The organism is Acinetobacter brisouii (assembly GCF_008993995.1).
Classification (GTDB): Bacteria; Pseudomonadota; Gammaproteobacteria; order Pseudomonadales; family Moraxellaceae; genus Acinetobacter; species Acinetobacter brisouii_A.
This window is the reverse complement of the sequence record NZ_BKNN01000001.1, coordinates 153,802-167,290: the sequence shown is the minus strand read 5'-3', so window position 1 is coordinate 167,290 and position 13,489 is coordinate 153,802. Positions and strand designations below refer to the sequence as shown.

General features: G+C 41.2%; 14 protein-coding genes. 6 read left to right on the top strand and 8 right to left on the bottom strand.

Features of this window, described 5'->3' with window-relative positions; all coding sequences use genetic code 11:
• Positions 1–418: 418 nt before the first annotated feature.
• The 3 genes from GBN19_RS00935 to GBN19_RS00925 are packed head-to-tail and all read right to left on the bottom strand — an operon-like array spanning position 419 to position 3,226.
• Positions 419–1,483: a DUF6670 family protein gene (locus tag GBN19_RS00935; RefSeq protein ID WP_151776821.1), complete on the bottom strand. Its 1,065-nt coding sequence runs from the start codon at positions 1,481–1,483 to the stop codon at positions 419–421.
• A 31-nt stretch (positions 1,484–1,514) separates the two neighbouring features.
• Positions 1,515–2,330, bottom strand: a complete 816-nt coding sequence (pssA, locus tag GBN19_RS00930) for a CDP-diacylglycerol--serine O-phosphatidyltransferase (protein WP_151776820.1) — start codon at positions 2,328–2,330, stop codon at positions 1,515–1,517.
• Between the two features lie 38 nt (positions 2,331–2,368).
• Entirely contained in the window at positions 2,369–3,226 is an 858-nt protein-coding gene (locus GBN19_RS00925; RefSeq protein ID WP_151708702.1) for a 23S rRNA (adenine(2030)-N(6))-methyltransferase RlmJ, read from the bottom strand.
• Between the two features lie 117 nt (positions 3,227–3,343).
• Between GBN19_RS00925 and GBN19_RS00920 the strand changes: the two genes are divergently transcribed.
• Both GBN19_RS00920 and GBN19_RS00915 read left to right on the top strand, forming a co-directional pair.
• The gene (locus GBN19_RS00920; protein WP_375707843.1) at positions 3,344–3,949 is read left to right on the top strand and encodes a 2OG-Fe(II) oxygenase; all 606 of its coding nucleotides are present in this window, start codon (positions 3,344–3,346) and stop codon (positions 3,947–3,949) included.
• Positions 3,950–4,028: 79 nt separating this feature from the next.
• Complete coding sequence (locus tag GBN19_RS00915) at positions 4,029–4,556, top strand: hypothetical protein (protein WP_151776818.1); 528 nt, start codon at positions 4,029–4,031, stop codon at positions 4,554–4,556.
• Between the two features lie 49 nt (positions 4,557–4,605).
• Here GBN19_RS00915 and GBN19_RS00910 read toward each other — a convergent pair whose 3' ends face one another.
• The 4 genes from GBN19_RS00910 to GBN19_RS00895 form a co-directional block, all read right to left on the bottom strand.
• Complete coding sequence (locus GBN19_RS00910) at positions 4,606–4,857, bottom strand: DUF2789 family protein (RefSeq protein ID WP_151776817.1); 252 nt, start codon at positions 4,855–4,857, stop codon at positions 4,606–4,608.
• A 135-nt stretch (positions 4,858–4,992) separates the two neighbouring features.
• On the bottom strand, positions 4,993–5,979 hold the full coding sequence (locus tag GBN19_RS00905; RefSeq protein WP_151776816.1) for a malate dehydrogenase: 987 nt from the start codon (positions 5,977–5,979) through the stop codon (positions 4,993–4,995).
• 238 nt (positions 5,980–6,217) lie between these two features.
• Positions 6,218–6,883, bottom strand: coding sequence for a ribonuclease T2 family protein (locus GBN19_RS00900; protein WP_151776827.1), 666 nt, complete (start codon positions 6,881–6,883; stop codon positions 6,218–6,220).
• A gap of 30 nt (positions 6,884–6,913) precedes the next feature.
• Positions 6,914–8,884 (bottom strand): lytic transglycosylase domain-containing protein, encoded by a 1,971-nt coding sequence (locus tag GBN19_RS00895; protein WP_151776815.1) that lies wholly within the window; start codon positions 8,882–8,884, stop codon positions 6,914–6,916.
• 254 nt (positions 8,885–9,138) lie between these two features.
• On the opposite strand from GBN19_RS00895, the gene miaB reads away from it, so the two are divergent.
• From miaB to GBN19_RS00875, 4 genes are read left to right on the top strand one after another with little or no spacing between them, the layout of a single operon-like run.
• A complete protein-coding gene (gene miaB / locus GBN19_RS00890; RefSeq protein ID WP_151708696.1) occupies positions 9,139–10,596 on the top strand; it encodes a tRNA (N6-isopentenyl adenosine(37)-C2)-methylthiotransferase MiaB in 1,458 nt (485 codons plus the stop codon).
• Between the two features lie 40 nt (positions 10,597–10,636).
• On the top strand, positions 10,637–11,719 hold the full coding sequence (locus GBN19_RS00885) for a PhoH family protein (RefSeq protein WP_151776814.1): 1,083 nt from the start codon (positions 10,637–10,639) through the stop codon (positions 11,717–11,719).
• 9 nt (positions 11,720–11,728) lie between these two features.
• On the top strand, positions 11,729–12,208 hold the full coding sequence (ybeY, locus tag GBN19_RS00880) for an rRNA maturation RNase YbeY (protein WP_111895284.1): 480 nt from the start codon (positions 11,729–11,731) through the stop codon (positions 12,206–12,208).
• A gap of 21 nt (positions 12,209–12,229) precedes the next feature.
• On the top strand, positions 12,230–12,529 hold the full coding sequence (locus GBN19_RS00875) for an antibiotic biosynthesis monooxygenase family protein (RefSeq protein WP_151776813.1): 300 nt from the start codon (positions 12,230–12,232) through the stop codon (positions 12,527–12,529).
• A 27-nt stretch (positions 12,530–12,556) separates the two neighbouring features.
• Here the strand turns inward: GBN19_RS00875 and GBN19_RS00870 are convergent, their stop codons facing one another.
• Positions 12,557–13,438: an energy transducer TonB gene (locus GBN19_RS00870; protein ID WP_151776812.1), complete on the bottom strand. Its 882-nt coding sequence runs from the start codon at positions 13,436–13,438 to the stop codon at positions 12,557–12,559.
• Positions 13,439–13,489 lie beyond the last annotated feature (51 nt).

The following is a 13,489-nucleotide window of genomic DNA, read 5'->3' as shown; positions in this document are numbered from 1 at the left end:
ATCATTTGTACTTTACTAAAAGTACTAAATCTGGCTCATTAATCTTACTGACTAAAAATTCGCTCAAATAAACTTCGAGAAATTTCTACCAATTCAATCAATGAAATATATTTTCGACTGATCAACTGGTAAAAATCCACACAAGTTGTTCTTCCAATTCTCTTAATGATCTTCTTAATGATTCGTCATCATCAAGCTAGGTCGGCTATGTTACTCTATTTTAAAACAAAGTCAACAGGTAATTTCGATATTTTTTAAAACTCATTCAATCAATCAAAAAACTTATCTATCTAGCTAAGCCCTTGTTAATCAACAAGTTTTTATCTGCATCACCGCCGATGGATACGCATTATAGACCATAACTAATCTAACGCAACCCCCTAAACCACTTTTTTCTTACAACCGATTAAACTTTATCCTATTTAAAGGTTTTTAGGGGTTGGCAGGCTAGATCTTGTACGGTTTTTTTGAAGAAATGCTTCTCAGTGGCATTTATTTCCTGCCACTTGAGTGCACGACAGTCAACATATTCACAATATCCTGCCTCACCTTCATAGTATTTCTGATTCATTTTAAGTTTATAGCTAAAACTTCCAACATAGCCCGCACCAAATCCAAACTTATAATCCCCTCTTGCTTCGGCAAATAGTTGAATTTTGAGATGTCGATGCTGTAAATGCCAAGAAAATTCACGAGGTAAGTACATGCTCAAACCATTTGGCGTAACAACTTTAGGGTAAACACGCACCACTTCAAACTCTACATTATGTAAATATGTTTTGATTTTTTGCTGCTGTGTGTCTAGCAAAATGAGTTTACTGTGAATAATTTGATTAAAACGATTGCGAATTTGATAAAAGATAAATTGCAAATGCTCAACTTGAATTATTTGTCTTGTATAAAAATACCAACTCCAAAATGGAAGTTGAATGGTTCGTGCATAGCTAAAAATACCAGTACTTTGTACCTGATAGCTTTGTTCTTTATAACGTAATGTGCCTTGCATACTGGCTGGACAAACCCATTGCTGCATAATCCCGAGATTAAATGGATAATTTTTATAGCGTGGTGGATGTAACCGAATGTTCAGTAAAAATGCGAGTTCACTATATTCGTGAATCAATCTAAAGCTTTGCTCTGCTTTTACAATTTTAATGGTTTGATCAAAGTCGATAAGTTCTGGTGTTTGCCCACAATCATCTTGTATTGAATAGCTTTGTAGACAGTTTAGTTGAGTTAAACTGCAAGAATGAAAAATCCAAGCTGTATCAAATTCAGTTGTTGTCACTGCTGCCGGATTTTGTAAAACAGGAATATTGGGTATACCCAGTAAACTTAGAAAATTGATGTAATGAAGTGGCGCAGGCAGATTTAAAAAGACCAAGCCATAATGTAGTGTTTTATATTGAAGATTTGGCAGCCACTGCAATTGGGTCAAATCTGGAGGCTGCTTCGCTGATTTGGAAAAACTGTTCCAGTACACAACAACCTCCATAAATGTGGCTTTTATTTTTTTATGTTACTTTTTTCCTTGCTAAAAAAGTAGTCACAATTCCTGAAAGCGCGTAAATACTTGCAACCACCAATATACCCACAGGAATATTATAAGTCATTGCTGCCAAAATCAGCACAACTGGCAACATTACAACAAATGGCACACGCTTACGATCCATCTGCTTGAATGAATAATATTTCATATTCGAAATCATCAGCAAACCAACCACAACCATGAAAATGGCATAACTAATTTGGGTAGATAATTCTTTCACATTAAATACATGTGAATAATCACGACTCACCCAAACTAGACAGATCACTAAAATCGCAGCGAGTGGGCTAGCAACACCGATAAAATAGCGTTTATCAACCACACCAATTTGAACATTAAAACGTGCCAAACGGAATGCAGCACATGCGGTATAAACGAAACAACAAGCCAGACCAATACGACCTAAACCATGCAAACTCCAGCTATACATTAAAATTGCAGGTGCAAGACCAAAAGCAATCAAGTCCGATAGCGAGTCAAACTGCTCACCGAAAGCGCTTTGTGCACCAATCGCACGTGCAACACGACCATCCAACCCATCAAACAATGCTGCAAGAAAGATGGCATAAATTGCATGGATAAATTGGCCGTCCATACTCGAAATAATTGAGTAGAAACCTGACAGCAATGCTGCTGTGGTAATCAAGTTAGGCCACAAATAAATCCCACGGCGTTTAATGCGCTGCCCTTCATGCGTATGCTCTTCTTCGATGACTTCAAATGTTAGCCCATCATAAGCATCATCTGAACAATCTCCATTGTGTTTGGGCACATTGGTCATGTTGTTGCTTCCCCAATATTTTTTGATTAAAAACCGTATTATTCACCCACCAGCCATTTGACTGCAACAGAACCACCGTTCTCTTGCATGCGCAAATGCGGGAATAGCCACTGTAATGCCTGATCTGCTTGCTCAGCAAACTGCCAAGGTGGGTTAATAATCAACATACCACAGCCATTTAAACCGACTGGTGTATCATCTGGCCAAACACAGATTTCACAAACGAGCTGACGACGAATGCCCGTTTTACTCATTTTTTTCTCAAAACGTTCAATCATGGCACGGTCTTTAATTGGATACCAAACCGCAAATACACCTGTCGGCCATTTTTTATAGGCATTGACCAGTAATTCAACCAATTGTGGAAAGTCCTTACGTTCAAGTTCGTAAGGGGGATCGATCATCACCAAACCGCGTTTTTCTTTTGGCGGAATTACACCAAGTAACCCTTCATAAGCATCACGTTCATGCAACCCCGCACGGCGGTCACGAATATTTTGGCGAAGCTGCTGAAAGACATCGCGCTGCATTTCAAAAACAGTGGCTTTGTCGATATCACGCATGCCTTGCAATGCAAACCACGGCGAACCTGGATAAGCGCCACGACCATCTTCGACACGCATGTTTTCAACCAGATTCAAATATTGCTGTACTGCTTCAGGTGCATGGCGTTTTTGAATCGATGGCAATTGCATCAAACGATGAATACCCGAAAGATACTCACCAGACTTCTGTGAAGGGGCTTGAGATAAGTCATATTTTCCCGCACCACCATGCGTGTCGATATAACGATAAGGTTTATCTTTTGCATTGAGACGTGCCAGTAGTTGCAGCAAAAGCACATGCTTCATAACATCGGCAAAGTTGCCCGCATGAAAATGGTGACGGTAATTCATGTTTCTATCAATTCCTAAAATCAACGGCTATCTTAACATGAAAAAAACATCGATGCGGATTGGACAGTTGTTCTAAAATAACTGAGTTTTTCAATAGATTTGAATTTTAACTGGGGAATTATGGCTGAGCCTTTACCAAAAAAATGGGATATAAATAAAATTATCAATGATTTAGATAGTTTTGGTTTTAGTCTTATTGATCAAGCATACCCTGACGAATACTTACAAACCGTTCACCAAGAATGTATGCACCATTTAAATGAATTTCGTGATGCAGCCATTCAAAATGGCGTGGTGAGTCAAATTCGCAGTGATTACATTTTATGGATTAACGAAAATTTACCGATTGCTGAACGACATGTTGCCACGCTGATGCAACTGGCTCAAGAGCTGAATCAAGCTTTTTTCTTCGGTATTCGTGAAGTCGAAGCACATTTTGCCTGTTACAACGCAGGTGAATTTTATGCCTTACACCGTGACAATCCACAAAAGAAAAATGATCGGATGGTTTCTGCGGTATTGTATTTACATTCAGAATGGCAAGAAGACTGGGGTGGGCAGCTACGCCTGCAAGATAAACAACAAAACTGGCATATTTTAGAGCCAAAACCGAATCGTATCGCCCTGTTTCAAAGTGATTTACTGCATGAAGTTCTTGCTGCACAACAGCAACGCCTATCAATCACGGCATGGATGCGCAGCAATCACTCGATTTGGTCATAGTCCCTACAGTTAATCCTTACTGACTTTAAATGTATCGAAAAATCCACATATACTGTTTATGAGCCATTGAGGAAACAGCATGTTAATGAACAGCCAACAGATTATTGCGCGGATTGGAGAAACTGATCAGCTCTATTTAAGCGCCAATAGCCCAGAACTGGCGTTGGAGCGTGGTGATTTACGCCTGCAATTGGTGACTTTAAGCCAGAATCGTCAAGAACAGTTGTATTTTCTGCATGAAGCGCTGGCGATTTTAGAACAAGGGCGTGTGGAATTTGAAGAAATTCCAATGCAGTTGTATATAAATTTATCTTTACAACTTGCCAAAGCTTATATGATTTATTTTGAGCTGAATCAAGATAGTAAATTTGCACTGATTACCCAGCAAATCTTAAAGCCGTTGGCACATTTAGCTTATGGTGATATTTATTTCTTCTTGGCGTATGCAGCAATTGTGAAACAAGAACATGCCATGACCAAACATTGGCTACGCAAATATATCAATAGTTCAGAATATGACCATGAACTGCTACATGCACATCCTCAATTTAAACCACTCCATCAAGAAGTTTGGTTTATTGAACTTGTAAAAAAACAGCTTCATTAAATTAAAAAACCTCTATATCTAATAGAGGTTTTTTTAATTTCGATCGATCTTAAGATATCGGATGCTGTGCGTCGGTATGTAGTAACTCATTTAATTCATCGACCACAATGGCCCATTCATCATCTTGATCATAGCGGTGTTGTAAAAATTCACGTTGCGATGCATTCCAAAATACAGCATCCGCGAGTTCAACATCTTGCGCAAGTTGATGTGTACTCACAAAATCTTTTATCGCCTCTGCTTCTGCGGGCAAACCCAATTGCTGAAATAGCAATTCGAGTGTAGGTTGTTGTTCAAACATTTTTATCTCCATCCACCAAATCTGTTTATTTTAAAAATTATACTGCTTTTGGGGAATTATTCTCAGTTGAATTCCTGTAAAGTCATAAAAAAGCACCCTACAAGAGAGTGCTTTCCAACTCATCAAACTGATGAATTATTTTACCATGTCAGCAACGGCTGCACGTTCTTCTTCTAGCTCGTTTAGAGTGAAGTTGATACGCTCACGGCTAAATTCGTCGATTTCTAAACCTTGAACGATTTTGTATTCACCGTTTTCAGTTGTTACAGGGAAACCGAACATGACGCCTTCAGGAATACCATAAGAACCGTCAGAAGGAATACCCATCGTTACCCACTTGCCGTTTGTGCCAAGTGCCCAATCACGCATATGGTCGATTGCAGCATTTGCAGCAGAAGCAGCAGAAGACAGACCACGCGCTTCGATGATCGCAGCACCACGTTTACCCACAGTTGGAAGGAATACGTCTTTGTTCCAAGCGGCATCGTTGATTTTGTCTTTCAAGCTTTCGCCGTTTACGTTTGCAAAACGGTAGTCAGCATACATTGTTGGAGAGTGGTTACCCCAAACAGTCATGTTTTCGATGTCAGAAACTGCAACACCCGCTTTTTGAGCAAGTTGAGTCAATGCACGGTTGTGGTCAAGACGCAACATTGCAGTAAAGTTTTTCGCTGGAAGATCTGGAGCAGATTTCATTGCGATGTAAGCGTTCGTATTTGCAGGGTTACCCACAACAAGCACTTTAACGTCACGGCTAGCAACTTCGTTTAGTGCTTTACCTTGACCAATGAAGATTTCACCGTTTACTTTAAGTAAGTCAGCACGTTCCATACCTGGACCACGTGGACGTGAACCCACTAACAATGCATAGTCAGCATCTTTAAATGCAACTTTAGGATCATCAGTACCGATCATGCCAGCCAACAATGGGAACGCACAGTCATCAAGTTCCATCATGACGCCTTTAAGCGCTTGTTGAGCTTTTTCAACTGGAATTTCAAGCAATTGTAAAATAACTGGTTGGTCTTTCCCTAACATTTCACCGCTTGCAATACGGAATAATAAGCTATAACCGATTTGACCTGCAGCGCCTGTAACGGCAACACGAACGGGTTGCTTCATGTGATTATCTCCAATTGAGGATCGTTGATATGATTAAACAGTGGTTCCATTTAATCCTTAATCATAAACGGCAATTATTGTACTCCAATCTTGCGGGTCATGCATGAAAAATAGAATGATTTGCAACAAAAGTCTGATAGAAAATTTAAACAAAATGAAGCGTGTTAATAGCTAAATTTACTGATCTTCCGTTGCTTCACTACGTGACAAATCACCTGATCAATGCATGCAAAGCAGATTAATAAGTTCCCTGTATGGTAAAGCTTTTTGGACAATTTGAAATTTCATGATTTGCACAAGCTTTATATGTGCCGTTACTGTTGTAACAAATGCTGACATGCGTCAATACAGTTGTGCCATGATTGCTCTGACAATGAAACTCAATACCATCTGCAGGTAAACCCGAGTTGAGTTTTAAAAATTGGGCGAGCAATGTCGGTCGTTGAATAGTATGTGAAGAAGCATCTGTTAATACCGCAGGAATTTTGAGCCTCTGTGCATAATTAATAATGGTTCTAAAATATTGTACGGCGGACATTGACATACACCCACCAACACTTCGCCAAAGCTGAATGCGTGATGCTTCATCAGGAATAATGCGTGCAACAACTTTGGCTTGTAAAGGGGGCAATATCGCTGAGCTGTTGGTTTCACAACCTGCACGCATGGTTTCAGGAACAAGACCTGCGACTGTTAGCGCATAACCTTCAAGGCATTTTCGCTGTTTTTTACGATTGGGGTCTAATGCACAAATTGCAGGGGTCATCTGAACATGTAGAATATGTCCGCCACGGCTAGAGTTCGATTCAGCATGTGCTGGAGAATACATAACCATCAGCCCAAACATCAGTAAGCTGCCGATAACAAAAGAAGCTGAATAAGCTAAGCATTCTTGTCTAATGATGTAGGAAACCAAAAGTCAGATCTCTCGCATTTACTGTTCTAGACGTGCGGGGATTGCACGCATCCATTTACCAATATTTTGTATTCCCTGTCCAAGCACTGAACCATAGTGAGTTGCATTGGTCATGACATTTTTAACGTAATCACGCGTTTCAGATAATGGAATACTTTCAACATATTGGTCTGCCGCAATGGTTCCCGTACTGGCTTGCCAACGGCGCGCGCGGTTTGGTCCTGCATTATAACCTGCTGTGGCTAACACAGCATTGTCACTGAGTTGCCCCTGAATCATGGACAAATAATACGTACCATAACGTACATTTGTATTCATATCGGTTAATACGGCGGGATTATACGTTTCTCCCATTTTTTTTGCGACTTGTTTCGCAGTTTCTGGCATGATTTGCATTAAACCTCCCGCTCCAACACTAGAACGGGCATGTGTCACAAAACGACTTTCCTGACGCATTAATCCATACGCCCATGCAGGATCTAAGCCCACATTTTGACTATAACTGACCACCGTATTTTGATGAGGCGTTAAATAACTCAAACGATCATTGTGTTTATTGATTGTACGATTAGCCGCATAAATTGCACGATCATACCAGCCCATATCGGCTGCACGCTGTGCAGCTGCCAACAACAAGCCATCATCTTCACGTAAATACGCCTGTCGCACTGCCCAGTTCCATTCGCGATTTATATAAATATCTGAGGCATTAATACGTTTTAATGCAAATGCACGACGAAAATGAATATCTTGATCTAAGCGCCGAAAATCGCTGGCTGTAGGCTGATATTGAACCCGTTTGCGATATGCTTCACCTAATCGCTGTTGAGCCAATAAGTTATGATAATCATCACCACTTTTTGCCAAACGCTGATAGATTCCCATTGCAATTCGTTTCGAGTTTGCATCGCCACGTTGCTCATAAGCACGAGCTAACCAGTATTGCCAACGGTCTTCTTGCTGTTGGGTTACACTCATACTACCAATCGCACGCATGACACTATCCCATGCGCCAAAACGTACCGCCTGACGGGCATAAATTTCAGCCTCTTCTGGACTAAAAGCTAAGTCACCATAACTGACATCAAAATAGTTGAGCACAATCCGATTAAAATTATTTTTGAGAACGCTCGTACCGCCAATATATGCCACACTGCGATATAAATATTTCTGTACAGGCTCAGGAACATTCTCTGCTACACGATTTGCAGCACTTAAACCCGAATCCAGATCAGTTTGAGCCAAACGTGACAAAGCAAAGATTAAATAAGCATAGTCTGTGGCATTATTTTTAGGTGTTGACCAAAGATAGTTCAATGGACTGTTCTGAATTTGATTGAGTTGAGCCAAAGATAGATTTAATCCCATGGCTTGAGCTGTTGCCAATGCTGCTCCTAACTGCCCTGCTCGCAATTGCCCCCATAAGCGTTGCTGTTTATCTTGCGTACTCATGAGTGGACTACTGAGCATCATTCGTCCCAGACTTTGACAGGCATCGGGCAAGCTTTCGGTACTGAGCCATAAATCTTTAAATTCAGCAAAAACCAAAGGATCACCAGATTTGGCGCGTACCTGTGCAACCGCACAACTCTCTGCTTGATCAGGATTGGTGACATAAGGAACAACAGGTTGGGCATTGTTATAATCAGCTTGCTTGACTTTTTCTTCGACATAATCAGCAGCTAATTTTTCTGCCATCGCAGATTGTGGATAGCGTCTTGCAAAATCAACAATCTGACCAGACGGTTGATAACCTAAATTGATATTGAGTTTCCAGTATTCAGGGTAATACCCCAAAGCATCTTGTTGCATGCTTGTCGTATACTGATCCAATAATGCTGTATTTCCTGAATTTGCAGCACGTAATGCATCATTAAATTGTTCTTCGGCAGCGAACGCTGCTCCATTGGCTCCAAAAACACACCCTAAGGCAAATAGACGACCATAAAATTGATATGTTGTTGCACATAAAACCCGCAATTTTTTCATATAGCCGAATATACCCTTACTTGCCCTGCAATTTTTGCCCTCAGTTTAATGTTAATAGATGCACTGTTGTTGTTATGTTATGTAATCATTTTGGGCAAAGAATCGGCAATTTCGTACCGATCCGTAAAAACCAAAAGAGCTATAGCTTCAAAACAAAAAATGCTAAAATACCGCTCCTTTTCTTCCTTGCCAAAGTGTTACAGGTTCATACCAATCTAGACCTGAACTCTTAGCCTTATTTTTCAGGAGCCTACATGACGGTTCAGACCTTCATTCCAGCACGTGCCGAAGCTGCCTCAGAAAACACTGTCTCCCAGCCTTTGCACACCTCTGACGTTTCAAACGCAGTGAAAAAACTGTACATTGAAACTCAAGGGTGTCAAATGAATGAATATGACAGTCACCGTATGGCCGACCTCCTCGGCGACTCACACGGCTATGTACTCACCAACGATCCAAAAGATGCTGACATTCTTTTGATGAACACCTGTTCGATTCGTGAAAAAGCTCAAGAAAAAGTCTTTAGTGAGCTTGGTCGTTGGCGCAAACTGAAAGAAAAAAATCCTGATCTTGTGATCGGTGTCGGTGGTTGTGTCGCCTCACAAGAAGGTGACAACATTCAAAAACGTGCACCGTATGTCGACATGGTTTTTGGCCCACAAACTTTGCACCGTTTACCGCAAATGCTCGATCAACACAACGATCAAGTTGAAAAGCCAAAGCAAGACAAAATTAAACTGGTCGATATCTCATTCCCTGATATTGAAAAATTCGACTTCTTGCCTGAACCACGTGTTGAAGGTTACAAAGCCTTTGTTTCGATCATGGAAGGTTGTTCAAAATATTGTTCATTCTGTGTTGTGCCTTACACACGTGGTGAAGAAGTTTCTCGTCCACTTGATGATGTCTTGGCGGAAATTGCAGGTCTTGCTGAAAAAGGCGTTCGTGAAATCAGCCTTTTAGGTCAAAACGTCAATGGTTATCGTGGTGAAACCTTTGATGGCAAAATCTGTACCTTCGCTGATTTGTTACGTTTAGTTTCAGAAATTCCAGGGATTGGTCGTCTACGTTATACCACATCGCATCCACTTGAATTTTCTGAAGACCTGATTCAGTGCTACCGTGATCTTCCACAAATGGTGTCGCATTTGCACTTGCCTGTACAAAGTGGTTCAAATGCTGTGTTACAGGCCATGAAACGTAACCACACCATTGATGTTTATATCAATAAAATTGAAAAGTTACGCGAAATCCGCCCAGACATGCATTTGTCGAGTGATTTTATTATTGGTTTCCCAGGTGAAACTGATGAACATTTTGCGGAAACTTTGCAGTTCATTAAAGATTTAGATTTCGATCATTCTTATAGCTTCATTTACTCTAAACGCCCAGGTACACCTGCTTCAGAGCTTGAAGACACGACGCCTGAAGAGGTGAAAAAAGACCGTCTTGCACAAGTTCAAAAAGTCATTAAACAGTCAAGTATCGACAAAACTGATGCCATGCTAGGTACAGTGCAACGTGTCTTGATTGAAAATGTTTCTAATAAAGACCCAAATCTTTTGGTCGGCACAGCAGACAACACCCGTTTAGTAACGTTTATTGGCGATGCGACTTGGGTTGGTCGTTTTGCAGAAATTGAGATTACCGAGATTAAAACTTTGAATTTAGTCTATGGTGAGCTCTTGAATCTTGAGCCTGACGTGGCGTAATGTAGGGCTATAGACTAAACAACACTTAAAAGGAATTGTCTTGACTGCAGCGATCCGACGTACAGTATCTTTTCCAGGTATTTCAATGGACCGTTTAAAAAGCATGCTCGGTGCTTACAACGGTCACTTGAAACAAATTGAACAACGTTTAGACGTCCAAATTACCCATCGAGGCGATGTTTTTTATATCGATGGTGACATTGAGGTGGTGGAGAGAGCAGAAACCCTGTTACAGCGACTGCATGAAGAAGCTGAACTGTCCTCTCCGATTAGTGCAGACCAATTACACATGATGATTCAAGGCAGTCAGACCGAGCGTGATCTGATGGATGATGAGGGTCAGGAGCATACTGGGCTAGACAGCGTCTGGTTACAAACACGCAAAGGGCGTATTAACCCGCGTGGTGCAAACCAGAAACGCTATGTACAGCGTATTTTGCAAAGTGATATTTCTTTTGGTATTGGACCTGCGGGAACGGGTAAAACCTATTTAGCCGTTGCTGCAGCAGTCGATATGCTCGAACGTAACGAAATCCAGCGAATTCTCTTGGTTCGTCCTGCGGTTGAAGCAGGTGAAAAACTGGGTTTCCTCCCTGGGGACTTAAGCCAAAAAATTGATCCCTATCTACGTCCACTTTACGATGCTTTGTATGAAATGCTTGGCTTTGAAAAAGTGGCGAAGTTGATCGAACGCCAAGTGATTGAAGTTGCACCGCTCGCTTATATGCGTGGACGTACCTTAAATCACTCGTTTGTGATTTTGGATGAAGCACAAAACACCACACCTGAACAAATGAAGATGTTCCTCACCCGTTTAGGTTTTGGTTCTCGCGCCGTCATTACAGGGGATATTACCCAAGTCGATTTACCACGTGGTCAGCAATCAGGTTTAGCTCATGCTTTGCGTGTTTTAGAGCATGTGACTGAAATTCATATTACGCGTTTCCACTCTCGTGATGTGGTTCGCCATCAACTCGTACAAAAAATTGTCGAAGCCTATGAAGGCTGGGACAGTGAGCAACACCGAATTGGTGCTGAAGAACGTGCTGCACGCAAAGCACGCCACGAAGCACTCATTCAAGAAAATGATGTCGCGGCAGATGCCCAACATCAGGACGCTTAAGGACTCATTTTGAAACTTAATCTTTCATTACAACAAGACGTTTTAGCACCTGAACTGGTGCTAAAACGTGGTTATCTTAAAAAAGTCATTGAAACCACTTTACGCCATGTCGACATGCAGCAAGATTGTGAAATCGGGGTTGCTTGTGTCGATAATGCTGAAAGTCATGAACTGAATTTACAATACCGCCAAAAAGACAAACCGACCAATGTTCTGTCTTTTCCAAGTGATATTCCTGAAGAAGTCCTTCCGATGCTGGATGCATTTCCACTGGGTGACTTGGTGATCTGTATTCCTGTCGTTTTGCAGGAAGCCGATCAACAGCATAAAAAACCGCTCGATCATTTCACCCATATGTTGGTGCATGGCACACTGCATTTGCTTGGCTATGACCATGAAACTAGCGATGAAGATGCTGAGGAAATGGAAGCTTTGGAAATTGAGATTTTAGCCAAACTCGGTTTAGCCAATCCGTATCAGGATCAGTAAAAATAGAAAGGAGTGCAATTGATGTTTGTGGTGATTTTCAAAGCAGAGATTGCACAGCTCGATTCAGAATATAGTCAAACTGCACAGCAATTACGTCAAAAGGCCTTTTCTGACTATGGTTGCTTGAAGTTCGAGTCCTATACTGAAAATGAGCAAGAAATTGCACTGTCATATTGGACAGATCTCGCCAGTATTCAACGTTGGCAACAAGATCCTGAACATCAAATCGCGCAACAGATCGGACGAGAACGCTGGTACAAAAACTACAGCATTGAAATTTGTGAATTGCAGCGACAGTATCAAATCCATCAAACCACATAAAAAAATCGGGATAAATTCCCGATTTTTTTATTTCACTTCAAATTCAGCTTCAGCTGGATCAAAACGCCACGTCCGTACAATACGTAACTCAGAAATATCTTTCATGCTGGCATCGAAACGCCCAAAAGGCGCTCCACGGCGTACAGAATCTTTGGCTGCTTCATCTAAAACCGCATGTCCAGAACTCTGCAATAAATGCAATGCACGTACCCCACCCTCACTATTTAAGGCCACCATTAAACGAACTTCGCCAGACCAGCGTTGTTGCTTGGCTTGTTCTGGATAGTAGCGGTTGCCATATAACTCCACTTTTTCACGGAACTTATTCAAATAAGCCGCCGATGCATCTCGTTTAGCCTGAATACCATCTACCGTTTTAATTTTTTGCTGACGACTAAAATCTTGTTGACGCTGTAAATACTGAGCTTCAAGACTCGCCACCATCGCTGCTTTCGCCTGATATTGGCTTTGCAATTCATCCATGGCTTTTTTACGATGTTGATCTTCACTTTGTTTTTGCCAGCTCAAAACAGTCATCAGCACTTTTTCTTCAAATTTAAGCTCGCGCTGCTGTTTAACCATTTCAAGTTGTTGCAGTTGTTGATCACCTGCGGACTGAGACTCATCTGCTGGGGCAAGATTGGTTGACATACGGTGTTTTTGTCTAAAAATCCCTGAACCTTGTTGATCTGCCTGTGCAATAAAGTCTGCGTTTTCCACTGCATCTTTGCTTGGTCGAATCGTCACAGCAATGTCTTGATGCATAGACTGATCGGCATGCGGCATCGCAAAGCGTATGCACAACAAAATAAGATGCAGTAGCAATGCCGAAATCACTGCCACCATAAATACCGAGTCTTTCCACCAAGACAGTGTGATTTTTTGCTGAATCAAGTATTGCTTTGTCATAACATTAAAACGACCAAACTTGTCAAAAATACACGTAACATACAAATATGC